This window comes from Vreelandella zhanjiangensis DSM 21076 (genome assembly GCF_000377665.1).
GTDB classification, from domain to species: Bacteria; Pseudomonadota; Gammaproteobacteria; order Pseudomonadales; family Halomonadaceae; genus Vreelandella; species Vreelandella zhanjiangensis.
Genome location: NZ_KB898648.1, coordinates 120214 through 141214, shown reverse-complemented (window position 1 = coordinate 141214; position 21001 = coordinate 120214). Strand labels below are relative to the sequence as shown.

General features: G+C 55.0%; 20 protein-coding genes and 1 tRNA gene. 11 read left to right on the top strand and 10 right to left on the bottom strand.

The features are described 5' to 3' along the window. Positions 1-59 precede the first annotated feature (59 nt). A complete protein-coding gene (locus D467_RS0107780; RefSeq protein ID WP_018916941.1) occupies positions 60-491 on the top strand; it encodes a pseudoazurin in 432 nt (143 codons plus the stop codon). A 49-nt stretch (positions 492-540) separates the two neighbouring features. Here the strand turns inward: D467_RS0107780 and D467_RS0107775 are convergent, their stop codons facing one another. Together D467_RS0107775 and D467_RS0107770 are read right to left on the bottom strand one after the other, a co-directional pair. Then, complete coding sequence (locus tag D467_RS0107775; RefSeq protein WP_018916940.1) at positions 541-1350, bottom strand: alpha/beta fold hydrolase; 810 nt, start codon at positions 1348-1350, stop codon at positions 541-543. 18 nt (positions 1351-1368) lie between these two features. Continuing rightward, positions 1369-3111, bottom strand: coding sequence for a sensor domain-containing protein (locus D467_RS0107770; protein ID WP_018916939.1), 1743 nt, complete (start codon positions 3109-3111; stop codon positions 1369-1371). Between the two features lie 420 nt (positions 3112-3531). Here D467_RS0107770 and D467_RS0107765 point away from each other — a divergent pair, with 420 nt between their 5' ends. Then, positions 3532-4008 (top strand): NYN domain-containing protein, encoded by a 477-nt coding sequence (locus D467_RS0107765; protein WP_018916938.1) that lies wholly within the window; start codon positions 3532-3534, stop codon positions 4006-4008. A 54-nt stretch (positions 4009-4062) separates the two neighbouring features. Here the strand turns inward: D467_RS0107765 and D467_RS0107760 are convergent, their stop codons facing one another. Both D467_RS0107760 and D467_RS0107755 read right to left on the bottom strand, forming a co-directional pair. Beyond that, positions 4063-5472 carry an ATP-binding protein gene (locus D467_RS0107760; RefSeq protein WP_026285661.1) on the bottom strand — a complete coding sequence of 470 codons (1410 nt, stop codon included), beginning with the start codon at positions 5470-5472 and terminating at the stop codon, positions 4063-4065. A gap of 14 nt (positions 5473-5486) precedes the next feature. After that, positions 5487-6257, bottom strand: coding sequence for a response regulator (locus D467_RS0107755; RefSeq protein ID WP_018916936.1), 771 nt, complete (start codon positions 6255-6257; stop codon positions 5487-5489). A gap of 150 nt (positions 6258-6407) precedes the next feature. Between D467_RS0107755 and D467_RS0107750 the strand changes: the two genes are divergently transcribed. Beyond that, the gene (locus D467_RS0107750) at positions 6408-8678 is read left to right on the top strand and encodes a TonB-dependent siderophore receptor (protein WP_018916935.1); all 2271 of its coding nucleotides are present in this window, start codon (positions 6408-6410) and stop codon (positions 8676-8678) included. A gap of 354 nt (positions 8679-9032) precedes the next feature. Here the strand turns inward: D467_RS0107750 and D467_RS0107745 are convergent, their stop codons facing one another. Together D467_RS0107745 and D467_RS0107740 are read right to left on the bottom strand one after the other, a co-directional pair. Further along, positions 9033-9500: a nuclear transport factor 2 family protein gene (locus D467_RS0107745; RefSeq protein WP_018916934.1), complete on the bottom strand. Its 468-nt coding sequence runs from the start codon at positions 9498-9500 to the stop codon at positions 9033-9035. A gap of 28 nt (positions 9501-9528) precedes the next feature. Beyond that, positions 9529-10140: an NAD(P)-dependent oxidoreductase gene (locus tag D467_RS0107740; RefSeq protein WP_018916933.1), complete on the bottom strand. Its 612-nt coding sequence runs from the start codon at positions 10138-10140 to the stop codon at positions 9529-9531. Between the two features lie 151 nt (positions 10141-10291). Between D467_RS0107740 and D467_RS0107735 the strand changes: the two genes are divergently transcribed. Further along, the gene (locus tag D467_RS0107735; protein ID WP_018916932.1) at positions 10292-10669 is read left to right on the top strand and encodes a winged helix-turn-helix transcriptional regulator; all 378 of its coding nucleotides are present in this window, start codon (positions 10292-10294) and stop codon (positions 10667-10669) included. Between the two features lie 246 nt (positions 10670-10915). On the opposite strand, the gene D467_RS0107730 is transcribed toward D467_RS0107735, so the two are convergent. Then, the gene (locus D467_RS0107730) at positions 10916-11398 is read right to left on the bottom strand and encodes a PepSY domain-containing protein (protein WP_018916931.1); all 483 of its coding nucleotides are present in this window, start codon (positions 11396-11398) and stop codon (positions 10916-10918) included. A gap of 178 nt (positions 11399-11576) precedes the next feature. On the opposite strand from D467_RS0107730, the gene D467_RS0107725 reads away from it, so the two are divergent. Further along, positions 11577-12497, top strand: a complete 921-nt coding sequence (locus D467_RS0107725; RefSeq protein WP_018916930.1) for a YihY/virulence factor BrkB family protein — start codon at positions 11577-11579, stop codon at positions 12495-12497. Positions 12498-12541: 44 nt separating this feature from the next. Here the strand turns inward: D467_RS0107725 and D467_RS0107720 are convergent, their stop codons facing one another. Continuing rightward, entirely contained in the window at positions 12542-13486 is a 945-nt protein-coding gene (locus tag D467_RS0107720; protein WP_018916929.1) for an AraC family transcriptional regulator, read from the bottom strand. Between the two features lie 223 nt (positions 13487-13709). Here D467_RS0107720 and D467_RS0107715 point away from each other — a divergent pair, with 223 nt between their 5' ends. Further along, on the top strand, positions 13710-14450 hold the full coding sequence (locus D467_RS0107715; RefSeq protein WP_018916928.1) for an SDR family oxidoreductase: 741 nt from the start codon (positions 13710-13712) through the stop codon (positions 14448-14450). Between the two features lie 303 nt (positions 14451-14753). Further along, a complete protein-coding gene (locus tag D467_RS0107710; RefSeq protein ID WP_155826457.1) occupies positions 14754-15056 on the top strand; it encodes a hypothetical protein in 303 nt (100 codons plus the stop codon). A gap of 74 nt (positions 15057-15130) precedes the next feature. Here D467_RS0107710 and D467_RS0107705 read toward each other — a convergent pair. Continuing rightward, a tRNA-Arg gene (locus D467_RS0107705) sits at positions 15131-15207 on the bottom strand. 142 nt (positions 15208-15349) lie between these two features. Between D467_RS0107705 and D467_RS0107700 the strand changes: the two genes are divergently transcribed. After that, positions 15350-16348 (top strand): TRAP transporter substrate-binding protein, encoded by a 999-nt coding sequence (locus tag D467_RS0107700; protein ID WP_018916926.1) that lies wholly within the window; start codon positions 15350-15352, stop codon positions 16346-16348. A gap of 92 nt (positions 16349-16440) precedes the next feature. On the opposite strand, the gene D467_RS0107695 is transcribed toward D467_RS0107700, so the two are convergent. Further along, the gene (locus D467_RS0107695) at positions 16441-17826 is read right to left on the bottom strand and encodes an FAD-binding oxidoreductase (protein WP_018916925.1); all 1386 of its coding nucleotides are present in this window, start codon (positions 17824-17826) and stop codon (positions 16441-16443) included. Between the two features lie 321 nt (positions 17827-18147). On the opposite strand from D467_RS0107695, the gene D467_RS0107690 reads away from it, so the two are divergent. Genes D467_RS0107690 through D467_RS0107680 form a run of 3 tightly spaced genes read left to right on the top strand, consistent with a single transcriptional unit; the run spans position 18148 to position 20954 of the window. After that, a complete protein-coding gene (locus D467_RS0107690; RefSeq protein WP_018916924.1) occupies positions 18148-19167 on the top strand; it encodes a TRAP transporter substrate-binding protein in 1020 nt (339 codons plus the stop codon). Beyond that, complete coding sequence (locus D467_RS0107685) at positions 19168-19695, top strand: TRAP transporter small permease (RefSeq protein ID WP_018916923.1); 528 nt, start codon at positions 19168-19170, stop codon at positions 19693-19695. Then, positions 19692-20954 carry a TRAP transporter large permease gene (locus tag D467_RS0107680; protein WP_018916922.1) on the top strand — a complete coding sequence of 421 codons (1263 nt, stop codon included), beginning with the start codon at positions 19692-19694 and terminating at the stop codon, positions 20952-20954. Before D467_RS0107685 ends, D467_RS0107680 begins: the two co-directional genes overlap by 4 nt. The last annotated feature ends 47 nt before the right edge of the window (positions 20955-21001 follow it).

Here is a 21001-nt window from a genome sequence, read left to right as displayed (position 1 = left end):
ATGCCATACTGCGCCCCGCCTATGGGGCGCTTTGTCTTTAATAGCGTAAGGATTTTGCAATGAAGATACTGCTTCGACTCATAGTTCTGCTTGTCCTTTTCCCGTTGGCCGCGCAAGCCGAGACACATACTGTAGAGATGCTCAATCGCAACGACACTGGGCCCATGCCCTACGCACCGGATTATCTGGTGATACAGCCCGGCGATACCGTCCGCTTTGTACCCACCGCGCCAGGCCATAACGTGGCGTCGATCGAGGGCATGATGCCGGAAGGCGGCGAAGCATTCGTCAGTAATATCGGCAAAGAGGTAGACGTCACTTTCGATGCCGAGGGCATCTGGGGCATCAAATGCTCGCCACACTACACAATGGGCATGGTTATGCTGATTCAGGTCGGCGATACCGCCGCTACGCAAGCAGACCTACCTGAATCATTGCCGCCCGCTGCCCAAACGCGCTTTCTAGAGATACTTGAGCGACATAAAGGCTGACCGGTGAAAAGCGCCTGGTAAAACGCGGCGACGTTCCCATGATGGCGCGTTAAGAACGCAACCAGGCGTTGATTTCTTGAAGAACAAGTTCAGGGTGCGTCATATGCAGGCAGTGGCCATGGCTTGCCAGTAGGCGCAGTGTGCTATTCGGCATATGGGCACGCATATAATCACCAACCTTAGGATTGGCCAGCGTATCCTGCTCACTCTGCAGAATAACAGTAGGCTGTTTCACGTGAGGCAATAGGTAGCGGTAATCCGAAAAGAACGTCGCTTTAGCGAATATCTTGGCGACTACCGGGTCGGTGGAGCAGAAGCTGCTGGAAAGCTCGCCCACCAATAACTCAGAGCTTTCAGGCCCCATTACCAGGGGCGCCAGATAATTAGCCCAGCCAATATAATTTCGATCCATCAAGCCAATGAGCTCTTCCAAGTCACTTCGCTCAAAACCGCCGTAGTAGTCAGGTGGCATGTTCAAAAAGCAGGGTGAAGGGCAAATCATGATCTGGCTGGCAAAGCGTTCAGGCTGGGCAGTGCTTGCTAGTAAACCAATCGTACCGCTCACCGAATGCCCGACAAAATGCACCTGGTTTAAATCCAGCGCTTCACAGATATCAATGACATCCTGAGCATAGCCTTCAAGCGAGTGGTAGCGCGCTTCACTAAAGGCCGATAGCTGCGATTGGCCTGAGCCCACATAATCAAATAGCACCAACCGGTAATCATCCTTTAATTTAGGTACCAGGTAGTGCCATACCTGCTGGTCACAGCCAAACCCATGAGCAAGCATTAATGTTTTTTCGCCAGTCCCGACGATAGTCACATTATTACGCACCATGACCTGCTCTTTAGTTAACACGCCGTTTACTCCTTCGTTTTAAATGAGTGAGTTTTTATACTTCGCTTGAAACTCCGTTTGATACCACTCATCAACCCATGCTGGAAAGGCACCGGCGGGCATCGGCTTGGCTATGTAGTACCCTTGGCCACATTCACAGCCAAGCTCAATCAGCAGCTGGCTATGCTCAAGTGTCTCCACCCCTTCTGCGACCAGACCACACTCGAACGCGCGAGCAAAGCCGATAACGCCCTTCAAAATGGCCAAATCACTGCTGCTGGTCAGCATGTTCTTGACAAAACTACGATCAATTTTAAGGGTATCTACCGACAGGTCGCGAAGATGACTCAAGGAAGAGTAACCCGTTCCGAAGTCATCCAGCGAGATACGAATCCCCATTAACCGGCAGGCATTGAGCACTGAATAAACATGACCCACATCTTCAATGGTACTGGTTTCAAGTACTTCAATCTCAAACCGTTTTTTAGGCAGGTTGGGAAAGTCAGAAAGAATGACGCTTAAGTCGCGCAGAAATTGCGGATGCTGTAAGTGGTAACCATCAATGTTGACGCTGATCTGTAGGTCCAGTCCCTTCTGTAGCCATATTTGCAGCTGACAGAGCGCTTTCGTAATCACCCATCGGCCTAACGCCAAACCGGTAGAGGTATTGCTGAGTACCGGCAAGAAAGTAGCTGGTCCTTTCACCCCCTCCACCGGGTGGTTCCAGCGTATTAATGCCTCAACGCCAAATACTTCGCCGGTACGCATATTGATTTTGGGCTGGTAATAAAGCTCAAACTGATCGGCCTTCATGGCAGTTTTAATCGTCAGCAGCTCTGAATACCGTTCCTTTTGAACGACCTCATTATCAATATTAAAAAGGCACACTTGACTCTTTCCGGCAAGTTTTGCCTGATACATTGCCTGATCGGCTTGGCGAATAAGCTGGTCCGGCTGTACTTCTTTCGCCTGCGGGTAAAGCGTAACGCCAATACTGGCAGAGAGCTTTAAGTGCATTAAATCGATGCTGAATGTTTCTGAAAGTTTATCAATAAGCCGCGTTAGCGACTCTTCTGCCAAACTCGCGCTAAAGCGGCCATTTAAAAAGATAACGAACTCATCGCCACCAAAACGGGCAATTAGATCGTCACTTCGAAGATTACTGGCCAGCCGCTCGGCCACTAACTTGAGGACCTTATCACCAACATGATGCCCATGGCGGTCGTTGATTTCCTTAAACCCATCAAGATCAACAAACGCCAAAGCGAACGCTATATCGCTACGCTTTTGATCCAGCATTTTATGGTCAAGGTATTTAGTCAAGGCCGCCCGATTAGGTAGCCCGGTTAACGGATCCGTGTCGGATAACGTACGCAGTACGGATACTTTCTGTTCAAGCAGTTTTTTAGTTTCCGTTAGCTCTTCAAATAGTTGATCTGAACGGCTGGCACTACTGATACTCCAATAGACGTTTCCATCAGAACTGCCATCAAAAAAAGCACTTACCGACACTGGCACCTTGCCTTTTGAGGGTGTCACCAGCGTCAGACGGATTTCATCACAGCAGGTTTCCTGAAGCAGCAAGGGCATAATGTATGCTTCATAAATAATCTGTGACGCTTTGCTTAACAAGGTAAACAGGTCAGTGCCCACCAGCCCGCTGACTGAATAACCGTAATACTTTTCAAAATAATGATTGCTATACAGAATACGCCGTTTATTGTCGGTAACCATGCATCCCACGGGGAAATCATCAAGCGAAAATAGGGTAGATGTGGACATGACTTACCTTGAATAATGACAAAACGAATTATCCGTCAACGATTTTTACACCCTTATATGTTCTCTGATTATCACCCAGGTTTCTATTTTTATAACGTAACGGATTGATACCACTCAACGTAAAATAACAAACCTAAAATACTATTCGTGTGAAATTAACATACTCAACAGAGCCTAGAATCTTAGGTTTCTTCTTACTGTTGCTCAAAAAGCAACAAACTCAACATACAAGCCTCTCCTTTAAGCCCATCAAGTCACTTAGCCTTAGAGCACATAATGACATCAATAACGGCACCCGCAATGCGCCGTGAGATCGGCACTCTGCCCCTTTTAGCGCATCCGACGTGCTGTGCTGTAAAACCTTACATTCGCCTGACCATGCTGGCATGCTTTAACGCCTTCCAAGGAGTCTTACCGCATATGACCAGTGTCGCCATCTTTGTTGATACCCAAAACGTCTACTACACCACGCGGGACGCATATCGAAAAAACTTTGATTACAACAAGTTTTGGGCGCAAGCCACCGCTAACCGAAAGGTGACGGGCGCGTTTTGCTATGCCATCGATAAAGGCGACCAGAAACAGCGCGAGTTTCAGAACATACTCAGAGCGATCGGTTTTGAGGTGAAGCTCAAACCGTTTATTCAACGCTCTGACGGTTCCGCCAAGGGTGACTGGGACGTCGGTATCACTCTCGATGCTATCGAGTACGCGGAAAAGGCCGATGTTATCGTTCTGGTCTCGGGCGATGGCGACTTTGACCTACTCGCCCATAAAATCCGCACCGTACATGGCAAGAAAGTGGAAGTGTATGGCGTTCCCCAGCTGACCGCCGCTTCGCTTATTAATGCGGCGAGCGAGTTCGTCCCTATCAAGCGCGACCTGCTGCTTGGCTAACGGGCTTCAAGTGCATGAACGCCGTGTTTAACCGCCTTGCCTGCGAATCAAGCATTACTCATTTTTCGCGCCAGCGTGGGTGGGCAGCGCCATTACAACGCGCAGCCCGCCGCCGGTTCGGTTATCAAGCGCCAGCCTGCCGCGATGTGCCATCACAATGCTTCGGGCAATGCTCAGCCCCAGGCCGTACCCGATGCCGCTTGATGGCGCTGAGGCCTCACCCTGCACGTAAGGCTGCATGACGGCAGGCAGATGCTGGTCATGAATACCGGGGCCGTCATCCTGAATCTCAACCTCGACCCAGCGCTCTGTCAGCCGCAGCGTTAGCTGAGCGCTACCCGCATAGTGCAGGGCATTGTCGATCAGATTGTGCAGCACCCGTCGAATGCTGGCGACGTGACCTGAGATAATCACGGCCGGGGCGCCGTGCCAGCGGACATCGCCTCCCGTATCGACGAACTCATCCACCACTTCACTGATCAATCCGGCCAGGTCAAACGCGGCGTGACCATCCGGCGTTGCGCCGCTGCTGGCGGAATCCAGAAGCGAGCGAATCAGCTCTTCCATCTGGCCGATATTGGTAACCAGCTTTTCCCGAAGCCGTGCATCATTGATGCCTTCCACCCGAATGCGCATGCGCGTAAGCGGCGTGCGCAAGTCATGGGAAACGGCGGCAAGCAGCTGAGTTCGCTCGCCCATCAGATCAATCAGCTGTTGCTGCATGGCATTGAAGGTCTCGGCGGCCTGGCGCATTTCCCTCGGCCCTTCGACCGGTAAAGGCGGCTGCTCGATGTTCTGACCCAGCGCCGAGGCAGCGCGAACCAAGCGCCTTAACGGGCGAGTGCTGATACGTACCACGATGAGCGCGATAGCCGCCAGGGCCAAGGCGCGGAGCAGATAAACGCGCAGGGCGTAATCGCCCAGCACGCGCCAGGCAGGCTCAGCGTTCCAACCCTGCTCCTGAACCGCCTGGATGTGCAGCCACTGCCCCGACGCAAGACGCAGCTGGAAGTCGAAATGCCCAACCACGTGAGAAAGACCAAACAAGCCAGCCCACGTTCTGGCGTGGCCGTTCTCATCCTGGATAGTCACGTCGAGCAGCGATAGCTCTACGGCTTCGCCGACCTCCTGACTTAGCGCATCCTGCAGCATGCTTTCCACGTTTTGCTGGCCACTGTCCAGTCGTGGCGGTGTGGCAAGTGGCGATGCCAGAAGCTCAGGGTGAAAGGTTTCCGACCCCAGGTGGGTTATCGCCTCGCCATTGGCCAGTTTATGCAGCGTTTCCACGGTACGAAACGCCACCAGGCGAGCGGGCACTTCGAGCACCTGACTGTAGCGCACGTCATACCAGATGCTGCTGAACAGCAGCTGGATCGCCAAACCACCGGCCACCACAATCACGCTCAACTGCCCGAACAACGAGCCAGGCCATAATCGGCGCCACCATCCGGGCGTACGCGCCATTCTGAACATGCGCGTCATTGAGAAATAGAGGGCTGCTCGAGCAGATACCCCTCGTTGCGCACGGTGCGAATAAAACGCGGACGACGAGCATCATCCTCAAGATAATGACGCAAGCGGCTGATGCAGACATCAATGGAGCGGTCGTTAACGTAATACTCCCGCCCAAACGCGCGGCGGCTCAGCTCGTCACGGCTGACGATGCGGTTAGGAATCTCGCTCAAGGTCTTTAGGACCATGAAATCGGAGCGGGCGAGATCGCAGGCGTGGCCAGCGGGTGATTTCAGCCGACGGGTCTGCAGATCCAGATGCCACCCGGCGAAGCACAGTACGGCTTCATTGGCCGCGGCTTGCGGCGGGGTGTCCGGCTTGTCTCTGGCGTGCGGTTCTCGGCGCATGACGGCGCGGATACGCGCCAGCAGTTCGCGCGGGTCAAAGGGCTTGCACAGGTAATCATCCGCGCCAATCTCAAGGCCGATAATACGCTCCGCCGAAGCGCCGCGGGCGCTGATCATGATCACTGGCAGGCTGCTCTGCTGGCGCAGGGCGCGACACAGGCTCAAGCCGTCTTCGCCTGGCAACATCAGATCGAGAATGACCAGACCCACGCTGCCATTCAGTTGGCCCCACATCTCGCGGCCATTGGCCGCGCCGCGCGTGCGATACCCCATCCCGGCCAGATAGTCACAGATCAGCTCACGGATTTCATCATCGTCATCCACCACCAGAACGAGGGCAGATTCATCGTGTTGCTCAGCGCTTGACGCCAACGGCGCTACATCACCCATACAATTCATTACATATGCCCCATAGAGCAAAAGTTTCTTAGCCAAAGACGTCAATATAATCGGGACCTTAAAAATGGTAAATGCCAATCATTATTATTTTAAGGGACATTCATGATGTATCGCGCCTCGCACACCTTCAGGAACTCATCTGTGTGGTCAAAAACCCCACTCGCCAAGGCAGTTGCGGCCGCCTGTGGTGGCTGCCTGTTAAGTACCAGCGCACTGGCCCAGACAGCAGTTGACGAACCTCAACGTATATCCGACGTCCAGATGAGTACTGTGCAGGTCGAGGCGGCTTATCAAGGCGACTCTGCGCGAAGCTATACCGTTCCCGAAACCAGCAGCTCTACGGGTTTGGATCTCTCCCCTCGCGAGACGCCCCAGTCGGTCACCAGCGTGACCCGTCAACAGCTTGACGATCAGCAAGCAGTCAGCCTGGAAGACGCGCTGGAGCTCACTCCCGGTATCGCCGCCAGCAAAGCGGAAGTGGGCGTACGTACGTCCTACCGTGCCCGAGGCTACAACATCAGCAACTGGAAAATTGACGGGCTGCAGTTCCCTGGCGATTCCGGTTTCAGTGGCGGCGGCAACGCCGTAAACCTGGACCTGTACGAGCGTGTGGATATCGTGCGTGGCGCTAACGGTCTGCTGGGCGGCACCGGTGACCCCTCGGCCACCGTCAACCTGATTCGTAAACGTCCCGAGCGGGAGTTTGGCGGCAGTGCCTACGCCTCTTATGGCCGCTGGGACAACGCGCGCGGCGGGGTGGATATCAATACGCCACTTACCGAGGATGGCAGCATCCGCTCGCGCTTCGTGGTGACCCAGGGCGAAGGCGACGGCTTCCGCGACCATGAATCCACCCGCAGCCGGGCGGCACTGGCCAACTTCGAATTTGACGTAAGCGACGTAACTACGCTGGGTGTGGGTTACCAGTACGAATACAACAAGACCTCGGGTGCTGGCTGGGGTGCCAACATACCTATCTGGTTCGCCAGCGGCCGAAAAACGGATCTTTCGCGCAGCACCAACCTGGTCCCTGAATGGAGCTACGCAGAGCAAGAGACCAACACCGCCTTCGCTTCGCTGAACCATCGCTTCAACAGCGACTGGAGCCTTGAAGTCCAGGCTGCCCAGAGTAATACCGATGCATTCAGCAACCTCGCCCTGGGCAAGGTGAACCGGGGGCCAGGAGGCACCTATACGGGCTATTGGGAAGAAGATGGCGGCGGTGCCATTCTCAACGGCATGCGCAATGATAACGAGACGCGCCAGCGCTCCGCCCGGATCGACCTGAACGGCGCTTATGGTCTACTCGGTCGCCGTCACGAGGTAGCGCTTGGCTATAGCGACAGCCGGACGCGTTCACGCACCCATGACCACGATTGCACGCTGAGCAGCGCCACCACGTCCGAGTTTGCCGAAGGCTGCATGTACCGTAACAACAACGGCTTGCCGATCACCGATTGGCGCAACGGCGTCGATGCCGACATTCACTTGAATGGCGCCCGAAACGGCCAGTCCAGCCTCACCGAGACCGACCTGCGCGGTGTTTATGCGGCTACGCGTCTAAGCATCACCGAGCCGCTTTCCCTTATTGTGGGTGGCCGCACCAGCTACTATAAAACCGAGAATGAAACGGCTTCCGGTGATACTACCAGCCAGCGTGAAACTGGCGTATTCACACCCTATGCGGGCCTGGTCTATGACCTCACGGACAACCACTCGCTCTACGCCAGCTATACCAACATCTTCACCCCGCAAAGTCGGCAGACTACCAGCGGCGACACGGTCAAACCCATCGAAGGCGACAGCTATGAAGCTGGCGTAAAGGGCGAGTGGTTTGACGGCCGATTGAATGCGTCTGCGGCCTACTTCCGCACCCGCCAGGAGAACAGCGCCGTATTGGATGGCAGCAACCTGACCCCCGACGGCAACCAGGCCTACCGCGCGGGTACCGGCAATGAAACCGATGGCATCGATCTTGAGATCGCGGGCGCGATCACGCCAGGCTGGAACGTCTACGGCGGCTATACCTACCTGCACTTCCGACGCATTGATTCGGACGGCCGCAGCGACCCCTCACACCTGTTCAAGCTGCATACCACTTATGAGCCGGCAGGCCTGCTGAATCGCTGGACCTTCGGTAGCGGCGTTTATGCGCAGAGCAATATCAAAGCCATCTCCAGCCCGGCAGGCCAGCCAACAGACGGGATCAGCACCGGCTCCACGCCCGCCAACTGGGCAGGTTACGCCACCGTGAATGCCATGGCCCGCTACGATATTACTGACGCCACCAACGTCACGCTCAACGTCGACAACCTGTTCGACAAACACTACTACCAGCGCTACGGCTTCTACGCCGGTGCCATTTACGGCAGCCCACGTAGTGCCACGCTAACGCTACGGACCGAGTTCTAAAAAAGTCAGCACAAGTAAAAAAGCCGCGCAATTTTTGCGCGGCTTTTCTCGTTTAAAGGCTGTCGGTTAACCCGTTTATTCAACGTGCTCCGCTATTCGATAGGCAGTCCATCAATCTAAGCGACCTGTGCTTTTTTCGTCATGGAGCCTGCGAGTCGGCAGAGCAAAGAGGCATCAAGTGCGGCCCTTGGGTCGCCAAGCTGGCAATATAGCCGACGGCCGCCGCGACCACATAGTGCAGGGTACCCATCAGCGCCGACGCCACACCGGCCTGCGGCACTGATACCGGTAGGTAGCGTTTGTGGTTTATAAAAAAGGCCCTTTCGGGCCAAATAAAATCGACTGCTATCTGATTTAAAACATAGTGTTGTCGTTGGCCGCTTCTTCCGGCACAGACTGGATGACATCCCAGTGCTCGACGATCATTTCATTTTCAACGCGGAAGATGTCCACAACGGCTTCACCGCGATCATCATCACCATTGGTAGAGTGAACATGCAGCCAGACCAGGTCGCCATCGGTCGCACTACGTACGATTTCGCTCTGGTAGTCCGGGTTTTCCTGGAAATAGCCTGCAAAGTAATCCACAAAAGGTGCCTTGCCATCCGGCACGTCCGGATTGTGCTGAATGTAATCTTCCGCCAGCACCAATGAGCTCTGCTCTGTTTCATGCTCGTTGAAGAACTGGTTATAGAACTGGATGACCAATGCCCGATTTGCTTCCTCGGCCTCAAGATCACGTTCGGCTTGCGCAAACGATGCGGCGGGTAAAGATAGCATCAGCACCGACGTGGCAACGCTCAACGATTTCAGTAACGACATGTCAAAACTCCTGTTTCGGGTAGGTGGCTCAATAGCCAACGGTAAAACGTTGATTCACGTGGCGAGGCTTTTCCAGCTCATCCACTAATGCCACGGCATAATCTTCAAAGGAAATACTTGAGCCCGCGTCATGGGTCAGCAACTCATTCTGGCCAAGGCGAAAGACGCCGGTACGCTCGCCGGGTACGAACTCGGCCGAAGGCGACAGGAACGTCCACTCAAGGTCATTAACGCCGCGTAAAAAATCCAGAAACTCACCACCGGCACTCGCTTCGGGCTTGTAGGCTTCAGGGAAATCCGGCTGATCAATAACTTTCTCACCAGGAGCAACTTCAAGGCTGCCTGCCCCACCCACCACCAGATAGCGGGCCACGCCACTATCACGCACCGCGCCCACCAGCTTTTTGACATCACTGGCCGAGAAAGGCACGGCACTGATCACCGCATCATGCCCCTTGAGCAATGCGCCCAGCGCCTGCTGGTCGTTGGCATCGCCTTGCTTTGGTGTAACACCCGGTAATGCGGCGATCTTATCCGTATGGCGAGCAATGGCCGTTATCTGGTGCCCTCGGTGTGATAATTCCGCGAGAATACGTGAACCTGCATCACCCGATGCGCCAATAAGTGCAACTTGTGCCATGAGAAACCTCCTGGAGTTTCTATGTTTTATACGGTCTAAAATGTAGACCTTGAGATAAACTTAAAGTAGTTTCTATGGCCGCGCAAGAAGTCACATTTACCTGACCCGGTCATACCCATATGCCCACTGCATACCCATCCATGGAGCCGTGATGACTGCCATTACCGCTAGCGAAGAGATCGTTCTTGAACAGCCCTGCCCAATTCGTGATGTGCTTGATCGTATCGGCGACCAGTGGAGCCTGCTGATTCTGGAAGCCCTGGCTCCCGGCACGCTGCGCTTTAATGCCCTGATGCGTGAGATTGGCGATATCTCAAAGCAAATGCTTTCCCGCACTCTCAAACAGCTGGAGCAGGACGGCTTTATCACCCGCACGCTCTACCCGGAAGTCCCTCTACGCGTGGAATATGCCCTAACCCCGCTGGGCCATTCTTTTCTTGAGCCAATGCAACAGCTGGTGGCGTGGGCGGATACGCATCACCGCACCATTGTGGCTGCGCGTCTGCAGTATCAGGCTAGCCAGACGTAGACCTGATGCCTGCCACGCGAGAATTAACAGCATTAAGCGATAAAAAAGCCCCGGATGAATCTGAGTAATGAGTAATGAGTAATGAGTAATGAGTAATGAGTATAAATTATGCTCCTGGTGGGCTCTTGATAGGCATAAGATGCCTTTATGGTGCTCAGCGCCACAGTACGCTGAGGCTAAAACGACAACGCCCCGCCGGCGTGGGCCGGCGAGGCGTTGTATAACGGTCTTGAGGCTTGGTGGTTATTAGCCGGCGTTGAACTCAGCGATGCCGTAGCTGCGCTCCATTTCACGCTGGTCGCTGTCGAAGCCGCTGATCTCGACCGTACCGTCCTCATCAAGATCGATATCTTCGAAGCGGTCGAAGCCGTCGCCGCTGGCCCGGTCGAGCAGACTGTTGAGCTGCTCCTGATCAAGCCCCCAGGGCGCGACCTGGGTATCGTTGCTCGACTCGCGGATGACTTCTCCGCTCTCGCCGTTCAACGTCAATTCATACGCTTGACCCTCGGCGTTCCAGCCCTCAACCTCGAACTCCAATGTGCCGCGCTCTTCGTCTATCTGCAGTTCGCGAAACGACGTGACGCCTGCACCGGCAGCGTGACCGATCATGTCAGAGAAGGCCGCCTGGTCGAGCGCTTCTTGATAGTCGTTACGGTCGGCCATAGCGCCCTGGCTGAGTCCTAGCGTGGCGGCGGCGGTGAAGGCGAGTGCGATTGATGTCTTTTTCATGGCAATATCCCTTTTCGATGAAGTGACGCTTCGATGAATGAAACGCCTCAAGGTGAGACGATGTCATCCAGTGGCACTCACTCTATTCAAGCCCACCTTACCCAAGCATGATACGTTCATTCATATTTCGTTCATGTTCGTTCAACCATGCATGGATGCACAAGGAGCGTGGCAAGCTATGGCCCGCAATCGCACACTGCTCAACAGCGTCTTATTACTGCTGCCAAGGCTTACCGCCTTTGCCTGGCGGGTACTGAGCCACTTTCTGAAAAACCGCGGTATTCTGCTGGCCGGCGGCGTGGGCTACAACATTTTGCTTTCGATCGTGCCGCTCTTTGCTCTGCTAGGAGTGATGTTGACGCGCGTGGTGGACGAGCAACACCTGCTAGAGGTGCTGGCGGTGCAGGCGCGCCATCTCGCCCCCGCCCACGCCGAGGTCGTGATGGACGCCGTTCGAGGCCTGCTGGATTCTCGCGACGTGGTCGGTATTCTCAGCGTGCCCATCTTGCTGCTGTTGAGCTCCTTCGCCTTTCGCATGCTCGAAGACGCCATGGCGCTGATCTTTCATACCTCTGAAACACCAAAGCGCCACCTCTGGATATCGATGCTGTTGCCCTACGCCTTCATGCTGGTGCTGGGCGCCGGGCTAATGGCGCTGACCCTGGTCGTCACGCTGGCAAGTTCGCTCAATGCGCTGGCGCTGGCCCTCTTCGCTCAGGAGCTACCGCTGGCAGGGCTCTCAGGGTCAGTGCTCAATCTGATCAGTTTTCTCGGTGTATTTCTGCTCTTCAGCGCCATTTACAAGGTGCTTCCGGTTGTCAGGATCTCCCTGCGCCGAGCAGTCGTCGGCGGCTTCGTGGCGGCGCTATTGTGGGAAGGCGTGCGGCTGCTGCTGGTCTACTACTTTACCCACCTCTCTTTCGTCAACGCCATCTACGGCTCCCTGGCAGCCTTGGTGATTGTGCTGCTCAGCCTGGAAATAGGCGCCATCATTCTATTGCTGGGCGCTCAGGTCATCGCTGAGCTTGAGCGCAATTCGCGGATGGGGCTGGTCTGGTATGTAGATCCGGATCGAGAGCCGATTAGTCGGATTGATTAAAGGAGCGGCGGATGCTGTTTTCGCGGGCAAAGTACTTGGCGATATCAATACGGCAAAGCGATATCGGTGATTGACGCAGGCGGGGATAGCGCAAGGCTCAATTTCATGGCTCGCACTTCTTCTGCCGGTGGTTGACCAAACAATCGCTTGAATTCCCTGCTGAACTGGGAAGGGCTTTCATAGCCTACCCGGCTCGCCGCAGCAGCGGCGGTCAACCCATCACGAATCATCATCAGCCGCGCATGGTGCAAGCGCGTCGATTTGATGTACTGGATAGGCGAGGTTTGAGTGACGGATTTGAAGTGCGCATGAAACGCCGGAGCGCTCATGCCCACCTCACTGGCGAGCGTGCCTACTTCCAGCGGAGCGGCGAAATGTACATGGATGCGGCGCAGCGCCTTGGCTATCTTCCCGAACTGCCCATAGTGAGATAACGCCGAGCGAACACTTCCGCCCTGTTCGCCGGTCAGCACCCGGTAGCAAATTTCTCTCACGATGGACGGCGCCAGAATGCGTGCATCCGCAGGCGTTGCCAGCGCATCCAGTAAACGTAGCGTTGCACCGGCAAGCGATTGATCAAGCGGCGTGGAAAGCATGCCCCTGGGTGGGATTGGCTGGTAATCACCCGTTGCATCCAGCTGGGTCACAAGCTCTGCAATGACCGCGGCATCAAGGCGTATCGCAATCCCCAGCATCGGCTCTTCAGGGCTCGCCTCCGTTTCTGAAATAAACGGCAGAGGAACCGCCAGTACCAGATAGTGGTGGGCATCATAAAGATACATTTCACCGCCTAGATAACCCCGCTTACGCCCCTGGCAGATGATGACGATGCTCGGCTCATATAGCACCGGAGTATTTTTAAGCGTCCGGTTTGAGCGCATCAGGCGCACATCATCCAGCAAAGATTGGGTATAGCCCTCGTGCGGGGCGAGTTGGTATAACCGCTCGATTATCCGGCGCTGCACTACCGCATCGCTACTCGCTACCATGCGCCACCTCGCTAAATGCTCTCACTGTTCGCTATCATTTTTGCCACTGCCACTGCTAGTGCCTTAGCCAACATAAGAGCAATAATATAGTTTGTTGGGTCAGTTTCCTGCCTTTAGCCCGCCAATTAATAGCTTTAGGCAAGCACGCAAGAGGATCGTCTATATTGCCGTTCGTGGGCATCCCCTACGCTTTTCCTGTACTTTCCCACAACAGGAAAAACGTATGACCAGCCTATCGAACGTCCCCTCTAAAGTTGTTTTATTGACCGGCGCCAGCAGCGGTATTGGTGAAGCCACGGCCCGCGAACTAGCCAAGCAAGGCCATCGCCTGATTATTGGCGCGCGGCGCACCGACCGCCTGGAAGCACTGACACACGACCTGCGTGCCAACGGCGGCACGGTTGTTTACCGAGCCCTGGATGTCACTAGCCTTGAAGATATGCAGGCGTTTGCAGAGTTTGCGATCACAACCCATAGCCGCATCGATGTCATCGTCAATAATGCGGGCGTCATGCCGCTTTCCCCGCTGGCAGCGCTCAAGATAGATGAGTGGAACCGCATGATCGATGTGAACATTCGTGGCGTGCTGAACGGGATCGCGGCGGTTCTTCCCACCATGCAGGCGCAACAGGCCGGGCAGGTTATCAACATCTCCTCCATCGGCGGGCTGAGTGTCGTGCCCACCGCCGCGGTTTACTGCGCGACCAAATACGCCGTGCGCGCCATTTCCGACGGCCTGCGTCAGGAAACCAACTGCCTACGCGTTACCTGCGTCTACCCTGGCGTTGTGGAGTCGGAGTTGGCCAACACCATCACCGACAAGGAAGCCGCCGAGGCCATGGAAGCTTATCGTCAGATCGCGCTTAAACCGGAAGCCATCGCCGCCGCCATCGCCCACGCAATCAACCAGCCTGATGATGTTGATACCAGCGATATTGTGGTGCGGCCTACTGCTAGTCAGTAGTTTTTCAGTGGTGAAACGTGCCTGGATATCGGGTTGAAGTATAGCCAGGCACGTCTTTAGTGGGCACTAGGGCGCTTTCTGGGACATTAATTAAGCTAAAAAATATCAAATATGAATTTAATAAAGTTACGCAAGTCAGCGCTAGCTATGCCGCCCCACTCATCTCTTACCTTGCGAGGCATGCTCTAAAAGATAAAACAAATATATATCGTCATGGACAACAAAATGGCTTATCGGTTAACATTATTACTTAATAACTATAAAAAAAACAATTATCTACGTAACAAATCAAACGGAGCTATCATGAAGATTGAGGAGTACAACTCTAAAGCCAGAGAAGCTTTTGGAAAAACATTAGTGGAGCTTGGGGTTGCAGTATTCAAAGGAATAATATTGTTAATAACTATCATACCCTTAGGTTTTATTGCTAAAACCATTGCTGAAGAAAACGAAAACCCTATTAGCTTTATAGAATTTATAAGTTCGATGAGCAATGAAACTTATTTAACATTTATCATTTTATTATCAATTTCATTTATATTAGGTCATGCATTAAGAAAAGAAGGTCTGAGGCACATACACGAATCTGAATATATTGAAAAATAATTTAATATCAGTCTTCTTATATAATAGGAACAAAAAAGCCCACGACTAAGTCGTGGGCTTTTTTCGTGCAATTCTGGCGCGCCCGGCAGGATTTGAACCTGCGACCCTCGGCTTCGGAGGCCGATACTCTATCCAACTGAGCTACGGGCGCATTGGGTGCGTATCGTACCTGTGCGGGCGCGCTGTGTCCAGCCGCGCAGCGGCTTTACTGCTTGCCTCGATTGACCGTTTTCCCAGGTGTAGGGCATGATTTGTGGGCACTTCGTCTTTTTACACATCGGGAACTCATAAAAATGAAAACATTCACGCTGAACACGCTGGCGTTAGGTATTTCTCTGGCGCTGGCCACCACTGCCAACGCGGCCGATTTTGACGATATGGACCCGGTAACCCTGCGCCTGGCGCATGTGGTTAACGAGCAGGATGGCTTTCATATCGCTTCCACCAAATTTGAAGAGCTGGTCGAAGAGCGCACTGGCGGCAAGGTAAGCATTGAGATTTTCCCCAACGCGACCCTGGGCGATGAGCGCACCTTGCTTGAAGGCATGCAGATCGGCACGGTGGATATGGGCCTGATTACCAACGGCCCGGTGGCCAACTTTGTCGAAGAGATGGCGGTGTTCGAACTGCCGTTCCTGTTCCCTTCTCCCGAAGCGGCCTATGGGGTACTGGATGGTGAGATCGGTCAGGAGCTTTTAGACAAGCTTTCCGACGTTAATCTGAAAGGCCTGGCCTACGCCGAGCGCGGCTTTCGCAACCTGACCAACAGCGAGCGCGCAGTGAATACGCCGGACGATATGGACGGCCTGCGTATTCGTGTGATGGAAAACCCCGTTTACACCGATACGTTCCGTGAGCTGGGCGCCAACGCCATTCCCATGGCCTGGACCGAAGCGCTGACCGCCATGCAGCAGGGCACTATCGATGGCCAGGAAAACCCGGTCAACGTGGTGTACTCGTTCAATCTGGGCGAAACGCAAAACTACATGACGCTTTCGCGCCATACCTATGCCCCGGCCATTTTTGTGATGGGCATGTCCGCCTGGAACAAGCTGCCGGAAGAGGCCCAGGTAGTTCTGAAAGAAGCCGCCCAGGAAGCCGCTGAGCATGAACGCCAGGTGAATGCCGATATGGAAGCAGAGCAGTTAGCTGCGCTTCAGGAAGCAGGTATGGAAATCAACGAAACGCCTGATCTGGAAGCCTTCCAGGCAGCGGTAGCGCCGGTCTATGAGAAGTATGGAGAGCAGTTCGGCGATTACCTGCCGCGCATCCGCGAAGCCATTGCTGAGTAAACCGACGTTCGGTTTTACTTGAGCCGTTGATGCAAAAGGCCACCGCGCGGTGGCCTTTTTACTAGGCGAGAAACCTGTCTTGCATGCGTGGTTTAGCCCAGAATCTTGCCGGGGTTAAGCAGCCCTTTAGGATCAAGCGCCAGCTTCATGCGCTTCATCAGGGCGATCTCTTCGGGTGTGCGCGAGATATGCAGGTAATCGCGTTTTTCCATGCCCACGCCGTGTTCAGCAGAGATCGAGCCGTTATAGGCGGCAAGCATCCCATACACCACATCTTCTACCTGGTGGCGGCTGTGCGGGTTGGCGTCACGCACGGTGATCATGATGTGCAGGTTGCCATCGCCCAGGTGGCCAAACACCACCAGCGCGCCGGTTTCCGGCCACTGCTCCTTCAACTTGCTCTCAAGCGCGGTCACGTACTCATCCATATGGACGATCGGCAGGCTGACATCGTAAGAGAACATCGGGTTGAGTTCGTGTACCAGGGTTTCTATGTCTTCGCGGACTTCCCAGATACCCTGGCGCTGGGTATTGGAGTTGGCAAGCACCGCATCGGTGATCAGCTCGGCTTCCAGCGCCTGTTCCAGCACGCGGGCAAATGCCTCGGCTTCCTGCTTTTCATCTGACCCCAGCGTTTCGATGATGGCGTAGAACGGTGAGTCGGTGGCCAGCAGCGCGGTGTGCTTGGTGGTTTCAGACGTCATCAGGGCGTAGTGGTTGTTCCACAACGCTTCAAAGGCACTCAGGCTGTTGGCGAGTTCTTTTGAAACCAGTTTGAGCAGCGTGGTCAGCGCATTAAAGGATGGCACGGCGACCAGCGCGGTCTGCTCACTGGGCATGTTGGGATGCAGGCGCAGCACGGCGCGGGTGACGATCCCCAGGGTGCCTTCGCTGCCAATAAACATCTGCTTCAGATCGTAACCGGCGTTATTTTTCAGCATGGTGTTCATTGAGCTGACCACGGTGCCGTCGCTCAGGACGACCTCCAGTCCCAGCACCTGCTGGCGCATCATGCCATAGCGGATAACTCGAATGCCGCCGGCGTTAGTGGCGATGTTACCGCCGATGGTGCAGGAACCGCGGGCACCCAGATCGAGCGCGAACTGCATGTCGATCTCCTGGGCCGCTTCCTGGACGCGCTGAAGTGTGACGCCCGCCTGTACCTGCATGGTCGAGCCGACCGCATCGATGTTTTCGATCTGGTTCATCAGTTCAAGGGACACCACCAGCTCATTGGGGCTGGCAACGGCGCCATGCACTATGCCGGTTAGCCCGCCATGCGTCACCACGGCCTGCTTGGCGGCATGGCACTTGGCCATCACTTGGCTGAGCTGCTCGGTGGATTGCGGCCGAATAATCGCTTTGGCTTCGCAGGGCGCTTTGGTGAACCAGTCGACGCTGCGCTGCGCGACATCGTCACCCAGCAGCACACCCGTTTTGCCTACGATGTTTTCAAGCTCTTTAATCAGCGTGTCCATTGTCTGTTCCTGTCTTGGCCGGTCGGTGCGGAGAGAAGATTCGTTATTTTACGCAAGCGATGGGAATGCATCATCGGGAAGATAGCTTTAGCGTTCCGGATTTGCCTGGGCGATGAGGCTATCCTCAACAGGGCATTTGCTCAAGTCTAGGCCCTGAAACGCTTTTTTATTGCCAGCGTGAATCGCCAGTAGGCTCTAAGACGAATGGCAGGGTTACAATCAATTATTTGTTCGCTAAAACCAATATGGTATAGATGACGCGCCTATTAAGGACACACCCTTTTCACACTATAAAAAAATCGATCGCTTCAAGGAGATCACGTGGACACCACTGCACTTTCCAGCACGCCCCGCATCCTGTTTAAACGCGCAACCCTGGCCTTAGCCTGCGCTAGCCTTCTGGGGCTTTCGCTTGCAAGCCACGCCGATGTGCCCGCCACCAACCTGCGCTTGGCCCACGTGGTTAATAGCGACGATACCTACCATATTGCCGCCACGCGCTTTCAGGAGCTGCTGAGCGAAAAAAGCGACGGCGCGATCAGCGTCGAGATTTTCCCTAATGCGTCGCTAGGCGATGAGCGCACCTTGCTTGAAGGCATGCAGATCGGCACGGTGGATATGGGCGTGATTACCAACGGCCCGGTGGCCAACTTTGTCGATGAGTTTTCGGTCTTCGAGCTGCCGTTCCTGTTCCCCACGAAAGAAGCTGCCTATGAAGTGCTGGATGGTGAGATTGGCCAGGAGATTCTCGATAAGCTAGAAGGCGTTAACCTGAAAGGGCTGGCTTTTGCTGAGCGCGGCTTTCGGAACATCACCAATAGCCGCAACGCGATCAATACTCCGGATGACCTTGATGGGCTGCGCCTGCGCGTAATCGAAAACGAAGTGTATGTGGATACCTTCCGCACGCTGGGTGCCAATGCCGTGCCCATGGCCTGGACCGAAGCGCTGACCGCCTTGCAGCAGGGCACCATTGATGGCCAGGAAAACCCGATCAACGCCATCTACGCCTTTAACCTGGCCGAAACTCAGAACTACCTGACCATGACGCGCCACATCTACGCGCCGGCGCTTTTCGTGATGAGCCTGCCCAAGTGGAACGCCATGCCCGAAGAGGTCCAGGCGCTAGTGCTTGACGCCGCGCGCGAAGCTTCAACTTACGCCCGCGAGCAGAATGCCGAAATGGAAGCCGAGCAGCTGGCAGCGCTTGAAGCAGCAGGCATGGAAATCAACGACTCGCCGGATATCGAAGCGTTCCAGACGGCCGTTGCCCCGGTGTATGAAAAATACGGTCAGCAGTTCGGTGACTACCTTCCCCGTATCCAGGAGGCTTTGCAGTAAGTGGCCACTTTGTCTCAAACGTTGTTAACACCGCTAAGGCTGATCGAGCGCGGGCTGGATGGCATCATCCAGCCTGTCGTGTTTATCGGCATGGCGGCTCTGATCGGGGTAATCACGCTGCAGATCGTCTCGCGGGTGCTGTTTACCGCGGTCGGCTGGACCGAAGAGGTCGCCCGTTTTCTGCTTATCTGGATTACCTTTCTGGCTGGCACGCTGGCCTTTCAGCGCGGTCATCATATTGCCGTTACCTTTGCCGTTGATGCGCTTCCTGCTCGTTTACGCCAGATAGCGCGGATACTGGCCGTGATGGCGGTTATCGCCTTTATGATCACGCTGGTGGTGATCGGTTATCGCTATATGCAGGTGCAGAGCTTCCAGAAATCTGCTTCACTGCGCGTGCCGATGTCGTACGTGTATGCTGTGATGCCTATCAGTGCGGCCATCATGGCCTGGTATGCCTTGATCGATCTGCTTGAACTGATACTTGAAGGCAAGCCCTCGCAGCCCATGGGAGAACAGACACCATGACCATGCTGCTATTTGGCCTGTTCTTCCTGTTTATGCTGATGGGCGTGCCGATTGCCTTTGCGATTGGCGCAAGCACCCTGTATGCCCTGTACCAGTCGGGCGTGCCGCTGATGGTGGTGACTCAGCAGATGTTCCAGGGCATCAATTCCTTCGCGCTTGTGGCGATTCCCATGTTCATTCTTGCCGGTGATTTAATGGCCCAGGGCAAGGTGAGCGAGCGGTTGGTGAGTTTTGCCGATTCGCTGGTGGGCTTTATGCGCGGCGGGCTTTCGGTCGTATCGGTCATGGCGGGCATGTTCTTTGCCGCTATTTCAGGTTCGGGGGCAGCCACCACGGCGGCGGTCGGTTCAAGCCTGGTGCCGGAGCTCAAGCGCAAAGGCTATGACCCCGCCTCGGCGGCCAGCCTGATCGCGGCCAGCGGCACCATTGGCGTGGTGATTCCGCCGTCAGTGCCCATGATTATCTATGCAGTCATCGCCCAGCAGTCGGTGTCCAAGCTGTTTTTAAGCGGCTTTTTGCCCGGTTTGGCTATGGGCTTGGGGCTGATGGCCATTGCTATCACGCAGGCCTATAAACGCCAGTATCCCAAGGGAACGCCGCTTTCCATCACTACCATATTGCGCACCTTCAAGGCGGCAAGCTGGGGCTTGATGACGCCGGTGATTATTCTGGGGGGTATCTTCACAGGGATCTTCACGCCGTCTGAAGCGGCGGTGGTGGCCGTGAACTATGCACTGTTGGTGTCACTGTTCATCTATCGCGATTTAACCCTGCCCCAGGTATATCGTCTGCTGATCCGTTCAGCCATGACCACCGCGGTGATCATGCTGGTAATCGCCATGTCGGCAGTGCTGAGCTGGACACTGTCTAGCTGGCAGGTGCCCGGCGCTATCGCCCAATCGGTGCTCTCGCTCTCAACCAACCCACTGATCATCATGCTGCTGGTGGTCGCCGTCATTTTGCTGACCGGCGTGTTCATCGAAACGGCAAGCGCGCTGATCATCCTAACGCCGGTGCTGCTACCGCTGGTGCTGCAGTTGGGCATCGACCCGATTCACTTCGGCCTGATTATCGTGGTAGGGCTCTCGATAGGTATGATTACCCCACCGGTGGCGATCAACCTATACGTTGCTTCCTCCGTCACGCAGCTGCCGCTTGAGCGCATTACGCGGGCCATTGTGCCGTATATGCTGGGCTTGATCGGGGTGCTGCTGTTAGTCGTCTACGTGCCTATCTTTATGGGCTGGTCGGGCCATTAACCGCGCCTAAGCGTTCACAAAAAGGAGCCAGCTACGGCTCCTTTTTT